23 protein-coding genes are annotated in these 25,862 nt (G+C 63.6%); 16 read left to right on the forward strand and 7 right to left on the reverse strand.

Going from position 1 to position 25,862, the window contains the following annotated elements:
• Window positions 1-147: 147 nt before the first annotated feature.
• From egtD to AC56LH_RS05405, 3 genes are read left to right on the forward strand one after another with little or no spacing between them, the layout of a single operon-like run.
• A complete protein-coding gene (gene egtD / locus AC56LH_RS05395) occupies window positions 148-1,116 on the forward strand; it encodes an L-histidine N(alpha)-methyltransferase (RefSeq protein WP_499644664.1) in 969 nt (322 codons plus the stop codon).
• A complete protein-coding gene (gene egtB / locus AC56LH_RS05400; protein WP_499644666.1) occupies window positions 1,113-2,339 on the forward strand; it encodes an ergothioneine biosynthesis protein EgtB in 1,227 nt (408 codons plus the stop codon). The genes egtD and egtB overlap by 4 nt, the downstream gene beginning before the upstream one ends.
• A complete protein-coding gene (locus AC56LH_RS05405) occupies window positions 2,336-3,292 on the forward strand; it encodes a YihY/virulence factor BrkB family protein (protein WP_499644668.1) in 957 nt (318 codons plus the stop codon). Before egtB ends, AC56LH_RS05405 begins: the two co-directional genes overlap by 4 nt.
• A gap of 50 nt (window positions 3,293-3,342) precedes the next feature.
• Here AC56LH_RS05405 and AC56LH_RS05410 read toward each other — a convergent pair whose 3' ends face one another.
• On the reverse strand, window positions 3,343-4,305 hold the full coding sequence (locus tag AC56LH_RS05410) for a TerC family protein (RefSeq protein WP_307732353.1): 963 nt from the start codon (window positions 4,303-4,305) through the stop codon (window positions 3,343-3,345).
• Between the two features lie 211 nt (window positions 4,306-4,516).
• Here AC56LH_RS05410 and nhaR point away from each other — a divergent pair, with 211 nt between their 5' ends.
• Entirely contained in the window at window positions 4,517-5,413 is an 897-nt protein-coding gene (gene nhaR / locus AC56LH_RS05415) for a transcriptional activator NhaR (RefSeq protein ID WP_499644670.1), read from the forward strand.
• Window positions 5,414-5,431: 18 nt separating this feature from the next.
• On the opposite strand, the gene selD is transcribed toward nhaR, so the two are convergent.
• The 3 genes from selD to AC56LH_RS05430 all read right to left on the reverse strand — a co-directional run bounded on the left by selD (window position 5,432) and on the right by AC56LH_RS05430 (window position 9,890).
• Window positions 5,432-6,487: a selenide, water dikinase SelD gene (gene selD, locus AC56LH_RS05420; protein WP_332530017.1), complete on the reverse strand. Its 1,056-nt coding sequence runs from the start codon at window positions 6,485-6,487 to the stop codon at window positions 5,432-5,434.
• A 138-nt stretch (window positions 6,488-6,625) separates the two neighbouring features.
• Entirely contained in the window at window positions 6,626-8,179 is a 1,554-nt protein-coding gene (locus AC56LH_RS05425; protein WP_183551043.1) for a DEAD/DEAH box helicase, read from the reverse strand.
• Window positions 8,180-8,567: 388 nt separating this feature from the next.
• Complete coding sequence (locus AC56LH_RS05430; protein WP_499644672.1) at window positions 8,568-9,890, reverse strand: transglycosylase SLT domain-containing protein; 1,323 nt, start codon at window positions 9,888-9,890, stop codon at window positions 8,568-8,570.
• Window positions 9,891-10,235: 345 nt separating this feature from the next.
• Between AC56LH_RS05430 and AC56LH_RS05435 the strand changes: the two genes are divergently transcribed.
• Window positions 10,236-10,802, forward strand: coding sequence for a DUF1415 domain-containing protein (locus AC56LH_RS05435; protein WP_499644674.1), 567 nt, complete (start codon window positions 10,236-10,238; stop codon window positions 10,800-10,802).
• A complete protein-coding gene (locus AC56LH_RS05440; RefSeq protein ID WP_499644676.1) occupies window positions 10,786-11,022 on the forward strand; it encodes a DUF1289 domain-containing protein in 237 nt (78 codons plus the stop codon). The genes AC56LH_RS05435 and AC56LH_RS05440 overlap by 17 nt, the downstream gene beginning before the upstream one ends.
• A 12-nt stretch (window positions 11,023-11,034) precedes the next feature.
• Here the strand turns inward: AC56LH_RS05440 and AC56LH_RS05445 are convergent, their stop codons facing one another.
• A complete protein-coding gene (locus AC56LH_RS05445; protein WP_499644678.1) occupies window positions 11,035-11,544 on the reverse strand; it encodes a DUF1993 domain-containing protein in 510 nt (169 codons plus the stop codon).
• Between the two features lie 209 nt (window positions 11,545-11,753).
• On the opposite strand from AC56LH_RS05445, the gene AC56LH_RS05450 reads away from it, so the two are divergent.
• Window positions 11,754-14,894: a sensor domain-containing protein gene (locus tag AC56LH_RS05450; protein ID WP_499644680.1), complete on the forward strand. Its 3,141-nt coding sequence runs from the start codon at window positions 11,754-11,756 to the stop codon at window positions 14,892-14,894.
• On the opposite strand, the gene AC56LH_RS05455 is transcribed toward AC56LH_RS05450, so the two are convergent.
• Entirely contained in the window at window positions 14,891-15,316 is a 426-nt protein-coding gene (locus AC56LH_RS05455) for a thioredoxin family protein (protein ID WP_499648406.1), read from the reverse strand. The genes AC56LH_RS05450 and AC56LH_RS05455 overlap by 4 nt on opposite strands.
• 89 nt (window positions 15,317-15,405) lie before the next feature.
• Here AC56LH_RS05455 and tsaB point away from each other — a divergent pair, with 89 nt between their 5' ends.
• Genes tsaB through AC56LH_RS05475 form a run of 4 tightly spaced genes read left to right on the forward strand, consistent with a single transcriptional unit; the run spans window position 15,406 to window position 18,440 of the window.
• The gene (tsaB, locus tag AC56LH_RS05460) at window positions 15,406-16,113 is read left to right on the forward strand and encodes a tRNA (adenosine(37)-N6)-threonylcarbamoyltransferase complex dimerization subunit type 1 TsaB (RefSeq protein WP_499644682.1); all 708 of its coding nucleotides are present in this window, start codon (window positions 15,406-15,408) and stop codon (window positions 16,111-16,113) included.
• Entirely contained in the window at window positions 16,110-16,577 is a 468-nt protein-coding gene (gene rimI, locus AC56LH_RS05465; protein WP_499644684.1) for a ribosomal protein S18-alanine N-acetyltransferase, read from the forward strand. Before tsaB ends, rimI begins: the two co-directional genes overlap by 4 nt.
• Window positions 16,574-17,509 (forward strand): uracil-DNA glycosylase, encoded by a 936-nt coding sequence (locus AC56LH_RS05470; RefSeq protein ID WP_499644686.1) that lies wholly within the window; start codon window positions 16,574-16,576, stop codon window positions 17,507-17,509. The genes rimI and AC56LH_RS05470 overlap by 4 nt, the downstream gene beginning before the upstream one ends.
• Window positions 17,493-18,440 carry a DUF1853 family protein gene (locus AC56LH_RS05475; RefSeq protein WP_499644688.1) on the forward strand — a complete coding sequence of 316 codons (948 nt, stop codon included), beginning with the start codon at window positions 17,493-17,495 and terminating at the stop codon, window positions 18,438-18,440. The genes AC56LH_RS05470 and AC56LH_RS05475 overlap by 17 nt, the downstream gene beginning before the upstream one ends.
• Window positions 18,441-18,888: 448 nt before the next feature.
• Here the strand turns inward: AC56LH_RS05475 and lplT are convergent, their stop codons facing one another.
• Window positions 18,889-20,148: a lysophospholipid transporter LplT gene (lplT, locus tag AC56LH_RS05480; RefSeq protein ID WP_499644690.1), complete on the reverse strand. Its 1,260-nt coding sequence runs from the start codon at window positions 20,146-20,148 to the stop codon at window positions 18,889-18,891.
• Window positions 20,149-20,309: 161 nt separating this feature from the next.
• Here lplT and alr point away from each other — a divergent pair, with 161 nt between their 5' ends.
• The 5 genes from alr (at window position 20,310) to pstC (ending at window position 25,857) form a co-directional block, all read left to right on the forward strand.
• Window positions 20,310-21,416 carry an alanine racemase gene (alr, locus tag AC56LH_RS05485; protein ID WP_499644692.1) on the forward strand — a complete coding sequence of 369 codons (1,107 nt, stop codon included), beginning with the start codon at window positions 20,310-20,312 and terminating at the stop codon, window positions 21,414-21,416.
• Window positions 21,417-21,428: 12 nt separating this feature from the next.
• Entirely contained in the window at window positions 21,429-22,805 is a 1,377-nt protein-coding gene (gene radA / locus AC56LH_RS05490; protein ID WP_183551078.1) for a DNA repair protein RadA, read from the forward strand.
• 100 nt (window positions 22,806-22,905) lie between these two features.
• On the forward strand, window positions 22,906-23,226 hold the full coding sequence (locus AC56LH_RS05495) for a PilZ domain-containing protein (RefSeq protein ID WP_499577213.1): 321 nt from the start codon (window positions 22,906-22,908) through the stop codon (window positions 23,224-23,226).
• 465 nt (window positions 23,227-23,691) lie between these two features.
• Window positions 23,692-24,726, forward strand: coding sequence for a phosphate ABC transporter substrate-binding protein PstS (pstS, locus tag AC56LH_RS05500; RefSeq protein ID WP_499644693.1), 1,035 nt, complete (start codon window positions 23,692-23,694; stop codon window positions 24,724-24,726).
• 108 nt (window positions 24,727-24,834) lie between these two features.
• A complete protein-coding gene (gene pstC, locus AC56LH_RS05505; RefSeq protein ID WP_183551087.1) occupies window positions 24,835-25,857 on the forward strand; it encodes a phosphate ABC transporter permease subunit PstC in 1,023 nt (340 codons plus the stop codon).
• Window positions 25,858-25,862: the final 5 nt, after the last annotated feature.

Raw genomic sequence — 25,862 nt, forward strand, 5'->3', positions numbered from 1 at the left:
GGCAGACTAGGCGAATCCGGGGAATCCGCTATGATAGCTAAAACAGCAATACACTTAGAAATCAACAAAGAATTACCAGAACTACGCGAAGCAAAACTCACAGGCCATCTCGCATGGTGCGTCGTGGCGGCACGAATGATAAACCCTATGCTGACATCCTGTACACCTGAAGACGTCGCGGCGCCCCGTCACAGCGCGCACGAAGCCGACGAACTGCACACCGGTCTGCAGGCGCCAGCCGCCTGGATCTCCCCCAAATACCTGTATGACGCGCTTGGCTCGAAATTGTTCGAAGCGATCTGCGAACTGCCAGAGTATTACCCAACACGCACCGAAGCATCGATTTTCGAGCGCTACGGCGCCGAAATCGCCCGTTCCGCAGGCACCGGCGCCACCCTGATCGACCTGGGCGCCGGCAACTGCGCCAAGGCGGCGGCCCTGTTCCCGCTGCTGCAGCCGGCGCAGTACGTGGCGATCGATATTTCCACCGACTTCGTGCAAGACGCTCTGTCGCGCCTGCGCCAGCGCTTCCCGCAGATCGCGATGGAAGCGCTCGGCATGGATTTCTCATCGAGTTTCGAGTTGCCGCCGCAGGTCAATGCCGGCCGGCGCCTGTTCTTTTATCCGGGCTCGTCGATCGGCAACTTCACGCCGGACGAAGCGCAGGGCTTCCTCACGCGCCTGCGCGCACAGTGCGGCAACGATGGCGGCGTGCTGATCGGCATCGACCTGGCCAAGGATGCCGCCACGCTCGACGCTGCGTACGACGACGCGCTGGGCGTTACCTCGGCTTTTAACCTGAACCTGCTGCGCCACGTGAACCGCCTGATCGACGCCGACTTCGACATCAAGGGCTGGCAGCACCGGGGCGCCTACAACGCGGCCATGGGCCGCATCGAGATGCACCTGGAGGCGCGCAGCGCGCAGACCGTGCACTGGCGCGGGGGCGAACGCCGTTTCGAGGCGGGCGAACGCATCCACACCGAGAACAGCTACAAATACCAGCAGGCCGACGCGATCGGGCTGCTGGAACGCTCGGGTTTCGAGGCCACGCACGTCTGGACCGATCCCCAGAGCTGGTTTGCCGTGATTCACGCACAGGCGATCGCATCATGAACATGATGCGCGATGACAGCTTGCCACGCGCATTTGCGCAGGTACGTACCCGTTCGCTGGAACTGGCCGAGGGCTTGTCCGACGAAGACTGCGTCGCGCAGTCGATGCCGGATGCAAGCCCGATGAAATGGCATCTGGCGCACACGACATGGTTCTTTGAAACCTTTATCCTCGAGCCGCGCGAAGTCAACTTTGCGCCGTTTCATCCGGCGTTCCGGGTGTTCTTCAACTCGTACTACAACGGGGTGGGCAACAAGCATCCGCGCGCCCAGCGCGGGCTGTTGACGCGCCCTGGCATGCGTGTCGTCAGGGAATACCGCGCCGACGTCGACCGCCGCATCGCCGACCTGCTGGCCGGTGGCATCGACGAGACGCTGGCCACGTTGATCGAGCTGGGCCTGCAGCACGAACAGCAGCACCAGGAACTGATGCTCACCGACATCAAGCACCTGTTGGCGCAAAATCCGCTGTATCCGGCGTACGCGACCGATGCCATGACCCCGTCCGCACCGGCCGAGTCACTGGCCTGGCTCGATTTCGAAGGCGGTCTGGCCGAGGCAGGCTATGGTGGCAAGGGCTTTTGCTTCGATAACGAATTGCCGCGCCACAGCACCTACGTGGCGCCGTTCGCGCTGGCCTCGCGCCTGGTCACCAACGGCGAATACCGCGCGTTCATCGAGGCCGGTGGCTACCGCGATCCGGCGCTGTGGCTGGCCGAGGGCTGGGACCGCGTCAGCAGCGGCGAGATTACCCATCCGCTGTACTGGGTAGAAGAGGCCGATGGCTGGCATGAGTTCACGCTGCACGGCCTGCAGCCGCTCGACCCCGAGCGGCCTGTCACGCACGTCTCGATGTACGAGGCCGATGCGTTCGCGCGCTGGTCGGGCGCGCGGCTGCCGACCGAATTCGAATGGGAATTCGCGGCGCGTCAGGCCTGCCTGGGCAGCGGCCCGTCGCATCACCCGGACGCCGCCAGCGGCGCCGGCCTGCAACAGATGTTCGGCGCTTGCTGGCAGTGGACCAGCAGCAGCTACGCTCCGTATCCCGGCTTCGCACCGGCGCCGGGCGCCATCGGCGAATACAACGGCAAGTTCATGATCAACCAGTATGTGCTGCGCGGCTCGTCCTGCGCAACGCCGGGCGGTCACGCACGGCCCAGCTACCGCAACTTCTTTCCGACAGGCGCGCGCTGGCAGTTTTCCGGCATTCGCCTCGCCCGATGAGTCGTCGGCGTGACTGGACAGCGCGCCTGAAGGATCAGCGCGCCAATGTCTATATTCTGAATCATCCGCTCAGGTTCACGCTGCAGGTCCTGAAGGGGTTCCGCGCCAACCAGGGCTTGCTGCTGGCAGGGGCCGTGGCCTATTACGCGCTGCTGTCGATCGTGCCATTTCTGATGCTGGTGATGGTGGTGCTGTCGCATTTCATCGACCCGGCTGAATTGCTGGAAACGCTCAGCCGCTACCTGCAACTGCTGATGCCGGGACAGTCGGCGCCGATCGTGGCCGAGGTGGCGCATTTCCTGGACGACCGGCAACTCATCACCTGGGTGCTGGCGGTGACGATGCTGTTCTTCAGTTCGCTAGCCTTCACGGTGCTGGAAAACGCGATGAGCGTGATCTTCGTGCACCGTGTGGCCATCCGGCGCCGGCATTACCTGGTCTCGGCCGTGCTGCCGTACTGCTACATCCTGGCGCTGGGCGTGGGGATCATGGTGGTCACACTGGTGGCGGGCGCGCTGCAGGTCATGGGACGCGAAAGCGTGTGGCTGTTCAACTATCAGTGGTCGCTGAACGGCGTCTCGGGTGCGCTGCTGTATCTGCTCGGGCTGATCGGCGAGATTCTCGTGCTCACGTCGATCTACCTGGTCATGCCGGTGGGCCGGCTGTCGCTGTGGCATGCCGCCATCGGCGGCGTGACCGCGGCGTTGCTGTGGGAAGCGGCGCGCCATGTGCTGGTCTGGTATTTCTCGACGCTGTCGCAGGTGAACCTGGTGTACGGCTCGATGACGACGGCGATCGTCGTGATGTTTTCGCTCGAAATCGCCGCGACGCTGCTCCTGTTGGGCGCGCAGGTGATCGCCGAGTACGAGCGGGTGGGCAAGGAGCCGGACGACGAGGCGCCGGACGACAAGTCGCAAGACCCCATGACAACGGCGCCAGGCGCAGCCCGGTAATTTCCGGGTGCTCCTGGCGCCGCTCTGGGCGTTACCGGGAAGCGACGATCTTACTTGTCGTCCTTCTTGGTGATGAACACGCTGGCGATACAGCTACCGGCGATCAGCACAGCCACGACGGTCAGCGAAGCCTGCACTGGCACGTGGTACCACGGCATGATCAGCATCTTGACACCGATGAAGGTCAGGACCATCGCCAGGCCATACTTGAGCAGGTGGAAGCGGTCAGCCACGTCGACCAGCAGGAAGTACAGCGCACGCAGACCCAGGATCGCGAACATGTTCGACGTGAACACGATGAACGGATCGGTCGTGATCGCGAAAATCGCCGGGATCGAGTCGACCGCGAACACCAGATCGGTCACTTCGATCAGGATCAGCACCAGGAACAGCGGGGTGACAAAGCGCACACCGTTGATTCGCACGAAGAACTTCTCGCCATGGTCACCGTCGGACACTTTCAGGTGCTTGCGGGCGAACTTCAGGATCGGGTTGTTGACCACGTCCGGTTCTGCATCGACGGCCACCAGCATGCGGATACCCGTGAACAGCAGGAACGCACCGAACAGGTACAGCACCCAGCTGAATTCACTCACGACCCACGCACCGGCGCTGATCATGATGGCGCGCATGATGATCGCGCCGAGCACGCCGTAGATCAGGACGCGGCGCTGGTACTGCTGCGGCACCTGGAAGGCGGTAAAGATCAGCAGGAACACGAACACGTTATCGACCGACAGGGCTTTCTCGATCAGGTAGCCGGAGAAGAACTCGAGCGCTTTCTGGTCCGCGATTTCCGAACCGACGCTGCCTTTCAGATACCACCAGAGGCCGGCATTGAACAGCAGGGCCATGCTGACCCAGACCAGCGACCAGATACCCGCTTCCTTGACGCTGACCTTGTGCGCCTTGTTACCGCCGAAGACGAACAGGTCGAGCGCCAGCATCACCAGCACGAAGCCGACGAAGCCAGCCCACATCATGGGACTTGCAATTGTTTCCAGACCGTTCATGGCTTGCTCCCTTCATGGCGCATCGCATGCGGCCGGTTGCCCTGCGCCCGTGCGCAGGAATGGTGGACAGGATGTGTCATTGGTATGGCACCTATAGTTTGTGGTGAAGGCTCGACTATAGGGGACGGCGAAGCATCGTACAAATCGAATATAATTTCATATAACATCGAAATTAACGATGTATTGAACAGTCCGTCTGATTGGAGAGACCATGTCCGCGCTGAACTACAAGCACCTGCGTTACTTCTGGATGGTGGCCAAGACCGGCAGCATCGCCAAGGCGGCCTCGCAGCTGAACCTGACGCCCCATTCCATTTCGGGGCAATTGTCCGAATTCGCCGAGGCGCTCGGCGTGGCGCTGTTTCGCAAGTCCGGCCGCAGCCTCGAGCTGACCGACACGGGGCGCCGCATCGTCAGCTACGCCGAGACGATCTTCAGCACCGGCGACGAACTGCTCGAACTGGTGCGGGACAAAAGCTTCGCCACGATGTCGTTCAGGATTGGCTGCGCCGATTCAGTGTCGAAACTCATCGCCTGCCAGCTGGTGGAGCCGGCGCTGAAACTGAAAGAGCCGGTGCGGCTGATCTGCCGCGAAGGGCGGCTCGACAGCCTGATCGGCGACCTGGCCGTGCACCGGCTCGATCTGGTCATTGCCGACCGGCCGATTCCCGGGCATTTCAGCGTGCGCGCTTACAACCACCTGCTGGGCCAGAGTCCGATGACGGCGCTGTGCACGCAGGCGCTGGCGGCGACGTTCGAGCAGCCGTTTCCGGCCTGCCTGCACAATGCGCCGATGCTGTTGCCGGGAGAGGATTTTGCGATCCACCAGCGCCTGTTGCGCTGGCTGGAGCAGGCCGAGGTGCATCCGCACATCGTCGGCGAATTCGACGACAGCGCGATGATGAATGCGTTTGGCCAGTCAGGGGCAGGGGTGTTCTTCGTGCCGACGGTAATTGCGGCGCAGGTGAGCCAGCAATACCAGGTGGTGGCGCTGGGCCAGATCGATGGGGTGGTGGAGCAGGTGTATGCGATCACCACCGAGCGCCGGATGAGTCATCCGGCGACGGTGGCGATCAGTACGCTGGCGCGCGACAAGCTGTTCGTTTGATGCCTGCCATGCCTGCCGTTATGGCTTGACGCTGACGCCAGGCGTGCCGGCAGCCATGCGGCCAATGATGGCGGCGTCGGCAAAGCCTTCGCGTGCGAACAGCGCCAGCACCTCGTCGGCGGCCGCTGGGTCGCAGGCCACCAGCAGCCCGCCCGAAGTTTGCGGATCGGTCAGCAGCGCGCGCTGCTCGGGCAGGATCGCCGCGTCGAGCTGCACGTCCTTGCCATATGCTTCCCAGTTGCGCCCGGATGCACCGGTGAAGTAGCCATCCTGCGCCAGTTGCAGGACGCCCGGCAGCAGCGGGATGTTCGGCATGTCCAGCGTGGCATGCAGCTTCGCGCCACGCGACAGTTCCAGCAAGTGGCCCAGGAGGCCAAAGCCGGTGACGTCGGTCAGTGCGTGCACGCCCGGCATATCAGCCAGCAGGCGGCCGGGCTTGTTCAGTTTGGTCGTGTTGGCGATCATTGCCGCGTAGCCGTCGGCGCCCAGCTTGTCTTTCTTGAGCGCAGCCGACAGCACGCCCACGCCCAGCGGCTTGCCGAGGATGAGCACGTCGCCATCGCGGGCGTCGGCATTGCGTTTGACTTTCGATGGATGCACGAGGCCCAGCACGACCAGGCCATAGATCGGCTCGACCGAATCGATCGTGTGGCCGCCGGCAATCGGAATGCCCGCTTCGGCGCAGATCGATTCGCCACCGCGCAGGATCTGCCCGATCGTGTCGAGTGGCAGCTTGTTGATCGGCATGCCGACCAGCGCCAGCGCCATGATCGGCGTGCCGCCCATCGCATACACGTCCGAAATCGCATTGGTGGCGGCGATGCGGCCGAAGTCGAAAGGATCGTCGACAATCGGCATGAAGAAATCGGTGGTGGCGATCAGGGCCTGTTCATCGTTGAGCTTGTAGACCGCGGCATCATCGGCCGTCTCGATGCCAACCATCAGCTCCTTGGGCACGGGGAAGCCGTGCGACGACTTCAGGATCTCGGCCAGCACGCCAGGCGCGATCTTGCAGCCGCAGCCGCCGCCGTGCGAGAACGACGTGAGTTTGATGGGTTGGTCGCTGGTGCTCATGGGATGTCCGGTAATCGTTGATCGTCTTGGATTATCCACCATGTGGCGTGGACGTGCCAGGCGGGGTGCCAGTAATGAAAGTGGCGCCCATAAAAAAACGGCTGCCGAAGCAGCCGTTTCTTGATTCACGCAGGGTGATTACTCACCGAACGAACGACGCACGCCGTCCGCCGAACGTGGGTGGGCACCCTTGTAGCCGCCTTCGCGACGGGCCGGCTGGCCTTCACGCGGAGCGCTGAAGCGGTTGCCGTCACGTGGCGCGCTTGGTGCACGCGGTGCAGCGCCTGGTGCGCGGGCCGGGCCGGCTTCACGCGGACCGCGGTCAGCGTAACGGCTTTCCGACGGGGCGCCACGGGCGCCGCTCGGTGCGCGGTCGGCGTAGCCTTCACGCGCGCCGGATGGCTTCGAGAAACCGCGCGATGCCGGCTTGGCCGACGGGCTGCGGCCATCGCCTGGCTTCCAGCCGGCGCGCGCTGGTGCTGCGGCGCGCTTTGGCTCGAAACCTTCGACGACAGCGACCGGGATCGGCTGGCGCGTGAAGCGCTCGATGCGGCGCACGTTCATGCTTTCGGCGTGGTTCACCAGCGAGACGGCGACACCGTTACGGCCAGCGCGACCGGTACGGCCGATGCGGTGGACGTAGTCTTCCGGGAACTTCGGCAGGTCGTAGTTGACGACGTGCGTGATGCTCGGCACGTCAATGCCGCGGGCAGCGACGTCGGTCGCGACCAGCACCTTGATGCTGCCACGGCGCATGCTGTCCAGCGTGCGGTTACGGGCGCCCTGGTGCATGTCGCCATGCAGTGCGGCAGCAGCGAAACCGGCGATGTTCAGGCGGTCGGCGATCGTGTCGGCGTCACGCTTGGTGGCGGTGAAGACCACGGCCTGGTCCATCGATTCGTCGCGCAGCAGGTGGTCCAGCAGGCGATTCTTGTGCGACAGGTCGTCGACGAAGTGGACGCGCTGCGAGATGTTCTCGTGGCGGTTGGTCGCGCTGGCGATCTGGATCGTCATCGGATCGGTCGTGATGCGGCGCGCCATGTTGCCGACGACGCCATCCAGCGTAGCCGAGAACAGCATGGTTTGACGGGCCGACGGGGTCGCGGCAACGATTTTCTCGATGTCGTCGATGAAGCCCATGTCCAGCATGCGGTCGGCTTCGTCGAGCACGAGGATTTCGAGCTGCGAGAAATCGATCTTGCCCGATTCCATGTGGTCGATCAGGCGGCCTGGGGTAGCGACCAGGATTTCAGGATTCTTGGCCAGCAGTTGCATCTGTTTCGGGTACGGCATGCCGCCCAGGATCGAGACGCAGCGCAGACGACGCATGTGCGCCGTGTACTGTTCAGTGGCAGCCGAGACTTGCAGGGCCAGTTCGCGGGTTGGGGTCAGTACCAGCATTTTTGGCTGGGCAGCCTTGAAACGCACGCGCTCGCCTTTGGCGCGGGCAGCCTGCGCTTCTTGCGCAGCGGTCTTGCCGGCTGGCGTTTCTTCAGCGTTAGCCAGCTTGTTCAGTGCTGGCAGCATGAAGGCGGCAGTCTTGCCCGAACCGGTTTGCGACGAAACCAGCAGGTCGCGGCCGGCGATGGCGGCAGGAATGGCTTGCGCCTGGACTGGCGTAGGGGTGGTGTAACCGGTATCGGCAACAGCCTGGACGAGGGACGCGTGGAGGCCTAGGGCTTCAAAACTCATGTGATCTGTACTTTCGGAATAAATCAAATACGCTCGCACGGATGGCGCGAACGAAAAAATGCAACGCGAACCAACAAACGAAATGACTCAGAATGAAAGAAATTTCGGCACAAAAGCTTTGCGCCGGGACGGTGTCTGAAAGCGACACACAGGGCGGGAGGGCTTTAGAAAGGCGCTCTGACGAGCTGCCTGGGGTTTGCGGTGCTGCTTGGATGACTGCCTTGCTGCTGCCTGGCCTGGATGTTCTCAAGCAAGGGCGCGATGTCGCAGTGCACAAACCGAACTATACAGGTTTTTCGGCCTTCGTGCACGGACCCTTTGAAAATCGTATAACTGGAGCTGCCCTGCATCGCCGCCAGCACCCTCTGGCGAGGGCGCTGGTACGCGATCAGCGCTGCTTGCGCTTGGACGACGTGTTGCGTGCGATGCGCTTGGTGCTGGTGCTGGCACCAGCCTTGGTCTTGAAGCGCGCCGCAGTGCGCTTGACGATGCCGCGGTCCGCTTCGAACGCAACGACGGCGTTGTCGATGATGTTTTCGGCGATGTCGCTGTGGCTCGAGGTCGAGATTTTTGGTACCAGGATCGTCGAGCCCACTTTCAGCAGCGACTGCGCCGGAATATTGTTGGCCTGGCGGATGACTTCCGGTGTGGTGCCGAATTTCGACGCCAGCGAGGCAATGCTGACGCGCGCGCCGGTGATCTTGTGTGTGGTCCAAGTCGACAGGGCATGGCCCCATTGCGCCAGGTTCACATGGAACTTCTCGGCGTTTTCTTTCGGCAGCAGGATCTGGGTCTGGGCGCCGCCAATGATGACCGGCTTCTTGAACTGCGGATTGAGCGCCTTGAATTCTTCAAGCGACATTTCGGCCAGCTGGGCTGCAACTGCCAGATCAATGTCACTGGTCTTGTCGACCGTGGTGAAGTAGGGCTGGTTGTCGATGGCCGGCAGCACGACGCCATAATTGCCTGGATTGGCGATCACGTTCTTGACCGCCTGCAGCTTTGGCACGTAGTTGCGCGTTTCGGCCGGCATCAGATCGGCCAGACTCTCGAAATCGGTCGGCTTGCCTTCGGCCTGGTTTTTCTTGATGGCGCGCTGCACATTGCCTTCGCCCCAGTTATACGCAGCCAGGGCCAGCGGCCAGTCGCCGAACATGGTGTACAGGCGTTGCAGGTAATTCAGGGCAGCATCGGTGGATGCCACGACGCCGCGGCGCTCGTCCTTGAACATGTTCTGTTTGAGGTCGAAGTCCTTGCCCGTGCCCGGCACGAACTGCCACAGGCCGGCGGCGTTGGCGCTCGACATGGCTTGCGGATTGAACGCGGATTCGATCACTGGCAGCAACGCCAGCTCGGTCGGCATACCGCGCTTTTCGAGTTCGGACACCACGTGATACAGATACGGAGAAGCACGGCCGGAAATGCGGGACAGCGTGGCAGGATGATTGGCGTAGGCCTGGGTATGACGGGTGACGAGTGCGTTGCTCAGATCGGGAATCGCGTAGCCGCTGCGGATGCGGCCCCAGACATCGGTTTCGCGGTATTCATCGGGCTTGCTCTGGAGTTGCGATGGCGCTGGGACGGTGCGGCTGCCGACTGCGGCAGACTGGACGGTTGGCAGCGAGGCTGCGTCCATGGCAAAACTGAGGGGTGACGCGGCCAGGAAGGCCAATGCAGCCAGTGCGAAGGTAGGACGTTTCGTGTTGTGCATAGCTTTCCAGTGTTGCGTTCAGGAACGAACGGACCGAGGACAAGGAGGCAGTGTACGGAGGGATTGTTGAGCGAGTCAAGATGTATGACGCGTTCGTTACAATAAAAATGCCGCCTCGAATCGCGCACGTTAACATCATGAAAACAGAAGATGCCATCAGGATCATCGAAATTAATGAACTGGTGACGGGTTTGGTCAGCAGCAGGCGGGATTTTGTGCCGCTATCCAGAATGCATACCGACCGATTGGTCAACGTTACGCCCGGATCGGGGCCGATCTATGAGGGCACGCAAAGAGTGCGTACAATCCGGTGTTTGCTGTCTGCATTGCTATAGAAAGTCTTCCATGCGTACTCCCAACCTCAATGCCGACGACGACGCCATCGTCGCGGCAACCCGTCACTGGCTCGAGCAGGCCGTGATCGGCCTGAACCTGTGCCCGTTTGCCAAGGCCGTGTATGTGAAGGAGCAGGTCCGTTACGTCGTTGCGAACGCAACCACGCCCGAACAATTGCTTGAAACACTAATGGACGAGCTGCAGCACCTGTCCGATACCGCTGCCGAGAAGGTCGACACCACGCTGATCATTCACCCGTTTGTCTTGGGCGACTTCGAGGATTACAACGAGTTCCTGGATGTGGCCGACGCTGCGCTCGAGGACATGCAGCTCGACGGCGAGTTGCAGGTGGCCAGCTTCCATCCGCTGTATCAGTTCGCCGATACCGATATCAACGATATATCCAATTACACGAACCGCGCGCCGTATCCGATCCTGCACCTGCTGCGCGAGGACAGCATCGCGCGCGTCGTGGAAGCATTCCCGCAGGCGGAAGAGATTTTTGAAAAGAATATCGAGACGATGGAACAGCTCGGACACGACGGTTGGGACAAGCTCCATGTCGGACCGGCCTGAAGAAAACGGGGCGAGCCCCGCACCGGTAACCCCAGGCACCCCGGCCGGCCGGCCGGACACCCCTTGCGTGGCGGTATGCTCGACCACGTTCGACGAAGTCTGCCGCGGCTGCGGTCGCACGGTGGCCGAGGTTGCGCACTGGGTGTCAATGAGCGCTGACGCCAAGGAGCTGGTCTGGCAGCGCATCCTGGCGCAGGGTTACCCGCGCCGCAACAAATAATCGTTACTTATATTAATAGCTGCCGATAAAGTCGCGCTTGCCGATCGGCACCCCGTTGTGGCGCAGGATCGCGTAGGCGGTCGTCACGTGGAAGCAGAACTGCGGCATCGCGAAGTGGGTCAGATACACCGCGCCGTTGTCGAAGTGGCGTGCACGTTCGCCGCTGCCATGGGTGATCGGGCGGGTGGCGCCGGCGTCGATGTCGGCTTGCTCCAGCGTGTCGAGAAAGCCCACGGTGCGCGTGATGCGCTGCTGCAGTTCGGTAAAGGTGCGCTCGCCATCTTCATAGCGTGGCGATTCGATCCCGGCCAGGCGCGCGCCGGCGCCCTTGGCGAAGTCGGTGGCAAGCTGGATCTGGCGCGCCAGCGGGAACATGTCGGGGAACAGGCGGGCCTGGAGCAACGCGTCCGGTTCGATGCGGCGTTCGAGTGCATGGGCTTCGGCCTTTTCGAGCACGTCGGCCAGCGCGTCGAGCAGCTGGCGAAATACCGGCACCGAAGCGGCGTACAGGGAATGACTCATCAGATTCTCCTTGGTTAACAATGTGTTCATGACAACCCATCATAGCAAGTCCGCCCGCGTGCTGTCGGTATCAGCATCGTGCCGCGTCACGTTGTCGCGGTCACGGGCCGTTAGCTAGTGACGCTTAGCAACCGACGGCGCATAATCGCGACTTCCCTATTGTGTCAGTAAAGGCAGTGCCAGCGGCGAGCGCCGGCGGCGTCAACGTCATGTCCAAATCCGCATCCACCACCCCCACAATGTTGTCACGCCTGGGAAGCCTGTATGGCAGCTCGCTGTACCGCGCGCTGCTGCTGGTGGTATTCGTCGGGCTGGCAGGGCCGGCGGCGGTGGGCAGTTATCTTCTGATCGGTGTGCAGGAGCGCGCCGCGGTTGCCGCAGCGCTCGACGAATCCCTCAAGCGCAATGCCGAGATTCTCGCGCTGGGTGTGCAGGAGCCGCTCTGGAACCTCGATCCGGAAACGGCGCGGCCGCTGCTCGATGCGATGCTGCGCGACCCGGCCGTGGTGACGGTCGAGGTCCATGGTCCGGCAGGCGAAGTCGCGCTGCGGGTACGCTCGCCGGCGCGCCCGCTGGGGCGGGTGCTGGGTGCCGAACGGCCGGTCGTGGTGCGCGGCGAGACGATCGGCACCGTGCGCCTCGAGATGGACGACTACCGCAGCCAGCAGGAGCTGCGCCGCAAGCAGCGCAACTATGCGCTGGTGGTCGTGGGGCAGGTTGCCGTCTCGCTGCTGCTGATCGCGCTGCTGCTGCGCCGGCGCCTGCTCTCGCCGCTGCGCCGCCTGATGCGGTTTTCCGACCGGCTGGCGCGCGCCGACTTCGACACGCCGCTGGCACTGTCGGCATCCGACGAACTGGGGCGCCTGGGCCGGCAGATGGAGCGCATGCGCCTGGCCATTCGCGACCTGTTTGCCGACATCGCGCGGCGTGAAGAACAGTTTCGCAGCATCGTGCACCAGGTCCCCGGCGCGGTGTTTCGCGTGCGCGCCGGCGGGACCATCGAGTTTGTCAGCGATGCGATCGAAGACATCACCGGCCATACGGCAGAGCACCTGATGCGCGCCACGACCCATGACTGGACCGATATCGTGCATCCCGAGGACCGGCGCCGCTACAGCCACACGGTGCGCCACGCCGCGCGCGTCGGCGACGCGTATCAGCTGGAATACCGGATCATCGATGCCCACGGCATCGAGCGCTGGGTGCAGGAAAGCGGGCAGCCGCAGGGATTGTCGGGCGCGGCCGCGCTGGACGGCGCGGTGCGGATCGACGGCATCATCGCGGATATCAGCGAGCGCAAGCACAACGAGATGCGCATCGAAGCGCTGCTCACCGAGCAGGGGGCGATCCTCGACAACGTGATGTTCGGCGTGCTGTTCGTGCGCCAGCGCCGCATCGTCTCGAGCAACCGGCGCGGCGAAACGCTGTTCGGCTACGACGAGGGCCAGATGGTCGGCCAGTCGACCGAAATCCTGTACCCGACGCGCGAAGATTACGAGCAGACCGCCATGACGCAATACCCGCTGCTGGCACGGCGCATGGACCTGGGCGAAGAGCACCAGTTACGCCATCGTGACGGCAGCCTGTTCTGGTGTCTGGTGAGCGGCTCGGCGCTCGACCCGGCGCACCCGGACGAAGGCAGCATCTGGGTGTTCGCCGACATCACCGAGCGCAAGCTGGCCGAAGAAAGGCTGCGCCTGTCGGCGACGGTGCTCGAACACATTGCCGATGGCGTGATGGTGCTGGATGTGACGGGCCGGATCGTCGCCGTCAACCCGGCCTTTACCTGCATCACCGGTTACAGCGAAGAAGAAGCGGTGGGGCGCGAATCGAGCATGATGCGTGGCCGGCTCCAGGACGACGATTTTTATCACAAGCTGTGGCGCGAACTGGACGACACCGGCTTCTGGCGCGGCGAGATCTGGGACACGCGCCAGGACGGCGAGGCGTATCTGGAATCGCTGACCGTCACCGCAGTGCGGGGCGACGTTGGCGCGGTCACGCATTATGTGTCGGTCTTCAGCGACATCACCCGCGCGCGCGAATCGCAGAATCAGCTCGACCATCTGGCGCACCACGACCCCCTGACCGCGCTGCCCAACCGCCTGTTGTTCCACGACCGCCTGCGCCACGCGATGACGCGTGCGCAGCGCGACGGCCAGCAGCTGGCGGTGCTGTTCATCGACCTGGATCGCTTCAAGAACGTCAACGACACGCTGGGGCACCACGTCGGCGACGAACTGCTCAAGCAGGCTGCCTGCGCACTGGCCCGCTGCCTGCGCGAAGGCGACACGCTGGCGCGTCTGGGCGGCGACGAATTCATCGTGCTGCTCGAGGATATCGGCGGCATCGCCGGCGCGACCCGCGTGGCCGCCAAGCTGATCGCGATGTTCGAGCAGCCGTTCATGGTGTCCGGCTACGAGCTGTTCGTCACCGGTAGCGTCGGCATCAGCCTGTATCCGCAGGACGCGCAGGACATGCACATGCTGATCCGGAATGCCGACGTGGCGATGTACCAGGCCAAGGCCCGCGGGCGCAACGGCTACCAGTTCTATGCGGCGTCGATGAGCGGCGACGGCGTCGAGCGCCTGCGCATGGAAGGCCTGCTGCGACGCGCGATCGACAAGCGCGAAATCTACCTGGCGTATCAGCCGCAGGTTGAAATGGACAGCGGCCGCCTGACCGGCGTCGAAGCGCTGGTGCGCTGGAACAGCGCCGAGCTGGGTCAGATCGGCCCGGGGCAGTTCATCCCGCTGGCCGAAGACACCGGCTTCATCGGCCAGCTTGGTCAGTGGGTGCTGCAGGAAGCGTGCCGTCAGATGGTGGCGTGGGAAGCGCAGGGCTTGCGCATGCCGAAGATGGCGGTGAACCTGTCGGTGCGCCAGTTCGAGCGCGGCGGCATGGCGGCGATCGTGACCGAAGTGCTGGAATCGACCGGCCTCGCACCGCACCGCCTGCAGCTGGAAGTGACCGAGTCGATCATCATGAATACGGGCGACGCGCTGCAGTACGTGAAGGACCTGCACGCGATCGGCGTGGGGCTGGCGATCGACGATTTCGGCACCGGCTATTCATCGCTGGCGTATCTGAAGCAGTTGCCGGTGCAGACGCTCAAGATCGACCGCAGCTTCATCAAGGATATCTCGCAGGGGCCGGACGACGAGGCCATCGCGGTTGCCATCATCCAGCTTGGCAAGAGCATGAACCTGTCGGTGATTGCCGAAGGCGTCGAACGAGCGGATCAGGCAGCATTTTTGCTGCGCCACGGGTGCAATCTGGCGCAGGGGTATTTGTATGGCAAGCCCGTGGCCGGGGACGAAATCGTGGCGCGCTGGGGCGGGCAGGGTTAGTCCGCGCCGCCCAGCAGTTGCCGCAGATTGCAGTCGCGCTGCCATTCGCGGCGCTCTTCGCTCGACTGGGCCAGGCGCGCCAGTTCGGCCGGCGCGATGTCGGCCTGGGCCTGGATCAGGCGATCGGCCACGCCGCCATCGGGCACCATCGTGCCGAAGAACGCCACCGTATCGCCGCGCTGCAGCAGCAGCGTCGGGAAGTTGTCGACATCGAGGTCGCCGACCAGGGCGGCCTGGTCTTCGATGTCGATCCAGATGAAATGCTTGTCCGGGTGGCGCGCGGCCAGGTTCTCGAACGTCGCGCGGTAGGTCGCGCAGGTGCCGCACCAGGCGGCGCACAGGCAGGCGACCGTCCAGGCGTCGTCGTGGACGGCGGCGACAGCGGCGTCGAGGGTCGAAGAATCGAGGGTCAGGCTATGCATGGAGCGCATTTTACTCCGTGTTGCGCTGCAATGTGGCGGGGAAGGCCGGCCGGCATGGATCGCGCCCGGCCAAGCGGGTAAAATACGGGATGCCTACCATTCTTGCCATTGAAACCTCGGCCGAGCTGGCGTCTTGCGCGCTGCTGGTCAACGACGCCGTCATCGCCCGCGCCACCGCCGGCGTGCGTAGCCACTCGCAATCGATCCTGCCGATGGTGCAGGAACTGCTGCGCGAAGCCGGCATTGCGCTGGCGGACTGCGACGCGATTGCTTTCGGGGCCGGCCCCGGTTCGTTTACCGGCGTGCGCACGGCGTGCGGCGTGGCGCAGGGCCTGGCGTACGGCGCCAATCTTCCCGTGTTGCCGATGGTGACGCTGGCCGCGATGGCCGAGAGCTGCCGGGCGCGCTGCGGCGCGACCGAGGTGCTGGCGGTGCTCGACGCGCGCATGGGCGAAGTCTATTGGGCGCAGTACCGCTTCGATGGCGTCTGGCGTGAAGTCGTGGCGCCCACTCTGAGCGCGCCGCAAGCCGTGGCACCGCTGGCAGTGCCTGGTCTGCAGGCATGCGGCAACGGCTTCGAGGCGTATCCCGACGCCTTCGCCGACCAGGGATTTGCGGTCGGCGCCATGGCCGACATCGTGCCGCATGCGCGTGAGATGGCGCTCCTTGCCGTTGGCGCGCTGGCGGCCGGGGAGGGCGTACCGGCGGCGCAGGCGCAGCCGATTTACCTGCGCAACAAGATCGCGTTCACCACGGCCGAGCGCCTGGTGATCAATGCGGCCAAGGCCGGCGCATGAGCGACCTGCAAGATCTTGGCCTGCAACTGGCGCCGATGACGGCGGCCGACGTGGGCGAAGTGTGCGCGCTGGAGACGAGCGTGTTTCCGTTTCCCTGGAGTCGCGGGAACTTCCTCGACTCGCTCAACAGCGGCTACGATTGCTGGACCGTGCGCGATGCTGCCGGAGAGCTGGCCGGCTACTACCTGTTGATGTATGCGCTCGACGAAGCGCACCTGCTTGACGTTGCCGTGGCGGCGGATCGCCAGCGCCAAGGGCTGGGTCGGCGTCTGCTGGCCGTGCTCGCGGCGCGCGCGCGCAGCCAGGGCATGACGTCGATCCTGCTCGAGGTGCGGCCGTCGAACGAGCGCGCGCTGGATGTGTACCGGCGCCATGGCTATGTCCATATCGGGCGCCGCAAGGGCTATTATCCGGCCGGCGCTGCGGGCCGCGAGGATGCCATCGTGATGAGGCTGGATTTATGAAGACCGTGAGCGGGCGCGATGCGCTGTTTCTGAACGAGATGGGGATCGGGCCGTTGTGGCAGTTGCGTACTGCGCCCGGGCCGGTGGCGGATGCTGTTGGTGATGACGTTGTTGACAGCGATGCTGGTGGCGCGGTCGATGCTGCGCCGACGGTTGTGCCGGCTTCTGCGCCTGTTGCTGCTCCTGTTGCTGCACCTGCTCCTGCTCCTGCTTCTGCACCCGTGCCGGTGCCCGATCCTGCACCGGTGGCGCGCGGGATGACGCCGCTGTCGGCGCCGCCGTATCGCAATCCGCCGCCCGTCGCCACCGACGCTGCGTGGGACGACAGCAGTCATGCCGCGCCGGCCGCACCCGACGTGTCGACGCTCGACTGGGCGGGCTTGCGCCAGGCGATTGCCGGCTGCAAGGACTGCGCGTGCGGGGAAGGCCGCAAGCCCGTGTATGGCAACGGACCGCGCCAGGCGCGCTGGCTGATCGCCGCCGGTACGCCCAGCGCACTTGATGAGCAAGCGGGCCAGCCGCTGACAGGCGATCCGGGCAAGCTGCTGGACAATATGCTGCACGCGGTCGGCCTGTCGCGCGAGCGCGATGCGTATGTCACGCCGCTGGTGAAGTGTCGCCCGGTGAACGCCAGGGGCGGCGAGCGCGCGCCGACGCCTGAGGAAATCACGGCATGCCGGCCGTTCCTGGAGCGCGAACTGGGGTTGACGGGCGCAACGACCGTGCTGACGATGGGACAGGTGGCCGCGAACGGCCTGCTGGGCCGCGCGCTGAACGAGCCGCTCGCCGGTTTGCGCGGTCAGGTGCACGCGCTCGGCGAAGTGCCGCTGGTCGCCACGCTGCATCCGGGCGAATTACTGCTGCGCGGCGCCGACAAGGCGCTCGCCTGGGCGGACCTGTGCCGGGCACGTTCGCTTGCACCCCGCACCTGATTATCAGGCCGCGTTCCATGCGCGCTGGCGGCACCTGACGCAGCCGCATGCGCGCGCGCTGGCCTGGCTGCTCGATTCGCCCGACCTGCTCGATGGCGCCGCACTGGCATGGGCCGGCCGCGTGGCCACGCTGGGCCCGGTCACGGACGAGGTCGCCACTTGGCTGGCGCAGCTCGATGCCGACCCATCGACGCTGAACGCCGCGCTTGGCGAGAAACCGTACACCCGACTGGGCCTGTACGCCGAAAAGCTGATGGCGTTCTACTTCGCGCAGCAGGGGCGGCTGGTCGCGCACGGCCTGCAAATCCGCGCCAACCGCAACGACACGGTGGGCGAATTCGACTTCCTGCTCGACAATGGTCCAGACGCGCTGGAACACATCGAGTTCGCGACCAAGTTCTATCTGCAAGGCGAGAGCGGCGAGGGAGGCCTCGACACACTGGTCGGCCCCAACCTGGCCGATACGCTGGGCCTGAAGATGCGCAAGATCTTCGAACGTCAGCTCGCGCTGGGCCAGCACCCGGCCGCGCAAGCGCAACTGCCACGCCCCGTCAACAAAGCCGGCGCCCTGGTCAAAGGCTGGCTGTTCTACCCCGCCGGCAACTGGCCGGCAATGCAAGGCATCACCCAAGGCCATTGCCGCGGCTTCTGGTGCGCACTAAGCGAGCTGGACAATCTGCCCGACGACACCTACGTCATCCTGCCAAAACTCGAATGGCTGGCGCCACTGCGCACCGCTTCACCGACTTGGACAATGACGCGAGCACAACTGGCAGCCGAACTGACCGACCGCTTCGCAATATCGAACACCCCAGCGCTGATCGCGCGCGTCCGCCCACAAGACAACGCACTGGAAGAAGCCGACCGCGGCTTCATCGTCCCCAACGACTGGCGCACCCGCGCCCAAACCACCCACCCCTCACCACAATGAGGGTCAGAGTCGATTTATTGAGCAATTTCCCGAATTGCCCAATAAATAGCCCCCGACCCTGCCTCGAACCCCGCCGACGAGCCCGTCAAATAAAGTAGGGTCAGAGTAGATTTAATGGGCAATTCCTCAAAGTTGTCAAACAATTCGACTCTGACCCTAATTGTTTTTTTGCTTGCTGGACTCATTTTGCATGACCGCCAGCATCAAATTCAGCCGATGACTGAATCGGTTCGGAATGCGCTGACAAAGGCGTATTGCCCTCCAAGTTCAGGCCCGCCAAACAATGAGGGTCAGAGTCGAATTATTGAGCAATTTCTCGCGAATGCGGAGAAAGTGGGGACAGAGTGACTGTCGTGAGCTATTGCCTGCTGGGCATGCCGAGCAGGGGAAGCTTCAGAGAAAGAGGTCAGGCGAAACGTTGTCAAACAATTCGACACTGACCCTAGTTTTAGTGTTTGCCTTCGCCGATCAGGCCGAGGGAGTCGTGTTCGCGCTGGTTCAGCAGGTGGCGGCGTTGGATCAGCAGCATGATGCCGGCGACGGACAGGCCGAAGATGACGATGATGATGTTCAGATCGAGGTTCAGCGTGATCATCACGGCGTAGGCGGCGAGCATCGTCAGGATCGACAGGTTCTCGTTGAAGTTCTGTACGGCGATCGAGTGGCCGGCGCTCATCAGGACGTGGCCGCGGTGCTGCAGCAGCGCGTTCATCGGGACCACGAAGAAGCCCGACAGGAAGCCGATGAAGGCCAGCAGCGGGTAGGCCAGCGTGACTGATTTCACGAACACCATGCTCGTCACCACCAGGCCCATGATGATGCCCATCGGGATCACGGTGAGCGACTTGCGCAGCGGGATCATGCGGGCGGCCATCGCGGCGCCCAGTGCGACGCCGATCGCGACCACGCCGATCAGGTTCGTCGCCTGGTCCAGCGGCAAGCCAAGCGATGCTTCGGCCCACTTGAGCACGATGAATTGCAGCGTGGCGCCAGCGCCCCAGAACAAGGTTGTTACTGCCAGCGAAATCTGGCCCAGCTTGTCACGCCACAGCGTGGCCGAGCAATTGGCGAAGTCGGTGATGAGCTTGATCGGATTGCGTTCCTGGTGCTCGTAGCGCGCGCCGGTGTCCGGAATGCGCAGGTTGAAGATGGCGGCCAGGATATAGATTGCGACAACGACGGCCATCGCCGCCTCGGCCGGTGTGTCGATGCCGATGCGCGGCAGCAGGTCGAACGAGAGCAGGAAGCCCGAGCCTCGCGGGCTCACCAGCGTGCCGCCCAGCACCGTGCCGAGGATGATCGACATCACCGTCAAGCCCTCGATCCAGCCATTGGCCGGCACCAGTTTTTCCGGCGGCAGCAGTTCGGTCAGGATGCCGTACTTGGCGGGCGAATACACGGCCGCGCCGAAGCCGACAACGGCGTACGAAATCAATGGGTGCACCGTGAAGAACATCAGCGCGCAGCCGAACACCTTGATGATGTTCGCGATGAACATCACGCGGCCTTTGTTGAGCGCATCGGCGAAGGCGCCGACGAAGGCGGCCAGCAACACATAGAACAGGACGAACGACAGCTTCAGCAGCGGAGTGAGCGATGCCGGGGCGTCCATTGCGACGAGCAGGCTGATCGCGACAAACAGGAGCGCGTTATCTGCCAGCGACGAGAAGAACTGCGCCGCCATGATGGTATAAAAACCACGGTTCATTCTAAAATTCTAAAGTTCGGTCCGGGTTGCTTTATACCATGAATGGCTGGCGTGGCGAAGCCCGTACGATGCACCGTGACTGCACCGGCAACGCCTCGTGGCCTGCTCCGGTAGAATAGCCACTCCCACTTTTCGTACCGGTTTCATCCCGATCGCCGACCATGCCGCGCCCACTCTTTGCCACCATCCACCCGGACTCGATGCAGCACAATCTGTCGCAGGCCCGCACCTGCGCGCCTATGGCGAAGATCTGGGCGGTCGTCAAAGCCGACGCCTACGGCCACGGCCTGGAACGCGCGATGCACGGCTTCGCCACGGCCGATGGCCTGGCCCTGATCGAGCTCGAAAACGCCATCCGCCTGCGCGAACTTGGCTGGATCAAGCCGATCCTGTTATTAGAGGGATTCTTCGAAGCAGCCGACGTGCCCCTGCTGGCCGAACACAATATCGTCACGGCCGTGCACTCGGTCGAACAGATCAAGTTGCTCGAATATACCCAGCTCTACCGCCCGATCGATGTCTACCTGAAAATGAACACGGGCATGAACCGCCTGGGCCTGCGCCCGGACGAGTACGCGGCCGCCTACAAGCGGCTGCGCGGGATCCCCGACGTGCGCAACATCACGCACATGACGCACTTCGCCAACGCCGACGAACTCGAACATCCGCTCTTGACCATCGCCGAGCAGGTGCGCCGCTTCCAGATCGGCGCCGGCGATCTGCCCGGCGAGCGCAGCCTGTCCAATTCGGGCGGCGTGCTGCATCAGGCGATGATCAGCGAACACCTGCAGAACGACTGGGTCCGTCCCGGCATCATGCTGTACGGCGGCACGCCGGGTAGCCGCAGCGCGGGCGATTTCGGCCTGCGCCCGACCATGACGCTGCGCTCGGAAATCATCGGCATCCAGCACATCGAGCGCGGCGACACCGTCGGCTACGGCAGCCGCTTCGTCGCCGACGGCCCGATGACGATCGGCGTCGTCGCCTGCGGTTATGCGGACGGCTACCCGCGCAGCGCGCCGCACGGTACGCCGGTGATCGTCGACGGCGTGCGCACCGGGCTGATCGGCCGCGTCTCGATGGACATGATGACAGTCGACCTCTCACCCGTACCCAATGCGCGCATCGGCAGCAAGGTCACGCTGTGGGGCGATGGCCTGCCGATCGACGACGTGGCGCACGCCGCCGGCACGATCGGCTACGAGTTGATGTGCGCCGTCGCGCCGCGCGTGCGCATCGCCGAAGGCCGCCTTGGCACCGATGGATAACCGATAGAGAACATGGCAAAAGCAAAAACCAATTACACCTGCTCCGAATGCGGCGCGATCGCCACCCGCTGGATGGGTCAGTGCGCCGACTGCAAGGCCTGGAACACGATGGTCGAAACCGTCGTCGAAGCGCCTGGCGTAAACCGCATGTCGCAGACCCCGCACCGCGCGCTGGCGCAGACTGCACCGGTGCTGTCGCTGGCCGATATCGAGGCGATCGACGTGCCGCGCTTTGGCACCGGCATCGAGGAATTCGACCGCGTGCTGGGCGGCGGCCTGGTGGCCGGGGGCGTCGTGCTGATTGGCGGCGACCCTGGCATCGGCAAGTCCACGCTGCTGCTGCAGGCGCTGGCCAGCCTGTCGAAAACGCGCTCCACGTTATATGTCAGCGGTGAGGAATCCGGCGCCCAGATCGCGCTGCGTGCGCGCCGCCTCGCGGTCGACGCGCAAGACCTCAAATTACAGGCCGAAATCCAGCTCGAGAAAATCCTCGGCACGATCGCTGACCTGAAACCCGAAGTCGCAGTGATCGACTCGATCCAGACCGTGTATTCCGATGCGCTGACGTCGGCCCCCGGTTCGGTGGCCCAGGTGCGCGAATGCGCGGCGCAGCTGACGCGCGTGGCCAAGCAGACCGGCGTGACGATCATCCTGGTCGGCCACGTGACGAAAGAGGGCGCGCTGGCCGGTCCGCGCGTGCTCGAACACATCGTCGATACGGTCCTGTATTTCGAGGGTGATACGCAGTCGAGTTTCCGTTTGGTCCGGGCGATCAAGAACCGTTTTGGCGCCGTCAACGAGCTGGGCGTGTTCGCGATGACCGAGAAGGGTCTGAAAGGCGTGTCGAATCCGTCCGCGCTGTTCCTGTCGCAGCACGACACGCCCGTGCCGGGTTCATGCGTCATGGTCACGCAGGAGGGCACGCGTCCGCTGCTGGTCGAGATCCAGGCACTGGTCGACACGAGCCACCTGCCCAATGCGCGCCGCCTGTCGGTCGGCCTCGAGCAGAACCGCCTGGCGATGCTGCTGGCGGTGCTGCACCGCCATGCCGGTATTGCCGCGTTCGACCAGGACGTGTTCATCAACGCGGTCGGCGGCGTGAAGATCACCGAACCGGCGGCCGACCTGGCCGTGCTGCTGGCGATCAATTCATCGATGCGCAGCAAACCGTTGCCGCGCGGGCTCGTGGTGTTTGGTGAAGTGGGTCTGGCCGGCGAGATCCGCCCCGCGCCGCGCGGCCAGGAACGCCTGCGCGAAGCGGCCAAGCTGGGCTTCTCGATTGCCGTGATTCCGAAGGCGAATGCGCCGAAGCAGAAAATCGAGGGCATGACGATCATCGCCGTCGAACGCATCGAGGAAGCGTTCAACAAACTGCGCGAACTCGACTAGGCGCGCCGCTCACCGGCAATCCGGCTCAGCTCAACAATGGCGTGCCGGATGGCCGGGTTGTTCCTATAATAGTGCCTCTTTCAGGCATCATGGGAAACACGTGTTACAAGAGCAGAGGCAATCCCCGCGCAAAGTACTGCGCACCAAAGTCTTGCTGGCCATCGACGGCCGGACGCCGTTCAGCGGCAAAAGCGTCGATATCAGCGCCAACGGCATCAGTGTCAATATCCCCGACCCGGTCCCGGTCGGGTTGTCCAGTCAACTGCGCTTCGACCTGATGATCGACGGTCGCTTCACGACCATCGACACGCACGCAAAAGCGCTGCACTGCATTTTCAGCGGTGGCGAATACAAAGTGGGGTTCAAGTTCCAGAGCCTCGACCTGGCAGGCGTAACCGCGCTGGCGCGCTTCCTGCGCTGAGCCCGACCCTGTATATGACAAGCGGCGAGCGCCCTGGGGCCTCGCCGCTCGCTGCTGACCCGCTGAGCGGGTTTGTCGCTATTCGTGATAGCGGTCTTCAAGGTGCCTGGAACTGCCACGTACTTCCTGGTAGATCTCGAACGCGACCAGCGCTGCCAGCCCCCCAAGAATCCCCATGACCATCATGTCCAACATACATTGTTCAACGCCTTCGGGCATCCCCTCCATGTAGTGATGACACCATCAGGTTAGCAGCTGGCGCCGTATTTACAAGGCTGGCGCGAGCGGAACATTCTTTCGAAAGCCCAGCCGCGCGCCACGCCGGCCCCTGCAATGCCATGCTTGCGGCCGTGTCATGTTCGTGTCACATTTCAGAATATGTCATGAACTTGTCATATTCGCCCGCTAGACTGCGCTTCATCGTCAGCGGGATCGTCCCGTCGTTCTATTTTCAGAGGATCAGATATGCGCATGAAGCATCTCTTCGTTTCGATCGCCGTTGCCGCTTCGGCATTCACTGCAACCGCCCAGGCCGCCAACATCACCGGCGCAGGCGCGACGTTCCCTTATCCGATCTACGCCAAATGGGCCGAGCTGTACAAGGCAGCATCGGGCAATGGCCTGAATTACCAGTCGGTCGGTTCCGGCGCCGGCATCAAGCAGATCAAGGCCAAGACCGTCGACTTCGGCGCGTCCGACATGCCGCTGGCAGCTGCTGAACTCAACGCTGCCGGCCTGTTCCAGTTCCCGGCCGTGATGGGCGGCGTCGTGCCGATCGTCAACCTGGCGGGCATCGCCCCGGGTCAGATGAAACTGAGTGGCGCCGTCATCGCCGACATCTACATGGGCAAGATCGTCAAGTGGAACGCGCCGCAGATCGCCGCGCTGAACCCGGGCATCAAACTGCCGGACGCCGACATCACCGTCGTGCGCCGCGCCGACAGCTCGGGCACCTCGTTCCTGTGGACCGACTTCCTGTCGAAGTCGAGCCCGGAATGGAAGACGAAAGTCGGCGCCGGCACCACCGTCAAGTGGGCAGTGGGCGTGGGCGGCAAGGGCAACGAAGGCGTGGCCGCCAATGTGCAGCGCATCAAGGGCGGCATCGGCTACGTCGAGTGGGCCTACGCCAAGAAGAACAAGATGTCGCACACCCAGCTCCAGAACAAGGATGGCGTGTTCCTGCAGCCAAGCGACGACGCCTTCAAGGCCGCCGCTGCTGGCGCCAACTGGTCGGGCACCCCGGGCTTCGCCGTCATCCTGACCGACCAGCCAGGCAAGGACAGCTGGCCAGTCACGGGCGCGTCGTACATTCTCGTGCACAAGGCGCAAGACGCAGCCAAGGGCAAGGAAGTGCTGAAGTTCTTCGACTGGTCGTACAAGAACGGCGCCGCCTCGGCTGCTGAACTCGACTACGTGCCGATGCCTGCACCGGTCATCAAGCTCGTGCAGGATGCCTGGCGTACCAATCTGAAAGACACCACCGGCAAGGCGCTCTGGTAATCCACTAGTTTTCATCATCGAAGGACCGGCCCGACCGGTCCTTCTGCATGCCAGCAATATTGACAAAACGATATTGATTACGAGTCTTATAGCGAGTCTTCCACACATATGAGCGCCCACCCATCCTTGTCCGCGCAGGACCTGCCTGAACAGGCAGCAGCCGAAGACGCCCGTCGTTACGCCGCCTTGCGCACGACGATGCGCAACCAGCGCATCCAGGACTTCTTCTTCCACAAAATCACGCTGCTGTTTGCTGCCACAGTCCTGGCGGTGCTGATCGGGATCATCATCTCGCTGGCTATCGGCGCGGCGCCGGCGTTCTCGCAGTTTGGCCCGGGCTTCATCACCCGCGTCGAGTGGGATCCGGTGAACGACGAGTTCGGCGCCATGATCGCCATCTGGGGCACGCTGGCTACCTCGATCATCGCGCTGGCCGTAGCCTTTCCGATCAGCTTCGGCATCGCGCTGTTCCTGACCGAGATCTGCCCGGCCTGGCTGCGCCGCCCGCTGGGCACCGCTGTCGAGCTGCTCGCCGGCGTGCCGTCGATCATCTACGGCATGTGGGGCCTGTTCGTGTTCGCGCCGATGTTTGCTGACCACGTGCAGCCGCTGCTGAAGGAAACCATCGGTCAGTTGCCGGTGATCGGTGTCATCTTCCAGGGCCCGACGATGGGTATCGGCATCATGACCGCCGGCCTGATCCTGGCGATCATGATCATCCCTTTCATCGCTTCGGTGATGCGCGACGTGTTCGAGATCGTGCCGACCGTGCTGAAGGAATCGGCGTACGGCCTGGGTTGCACCCGCTGGGAAGTGGTGCGCAAGGTCGTGCTGCCATATACCCGCAACGGTGTGGTGGGCGGCGTCATGCTGGGCCTGGGCCGCGCGCTCGGCGAGACGATGGCCGTGACGTTCGTGATCGGTAACGCGCACTCGCTGTCGGCGTCGCTGTTCTCGCCGGGTAATTCGATTTCGTCGACACTGGCCAATGAATTTGCCGAAGCGGCCAGCACGCTGCACTCGTCGTCGCTGTTTGCGCTGGCACTGATCCTGTTTGGCATCACGTTCATCGTGCTGTCGGCGGCCAAGATCATGCTGCTCGGTATGTCCCGTAACGAAGGCACGAAATAAGATGG

It is taken from the genome of Telluria sp. LT1R51-2, from assembly GCF_059685775.1.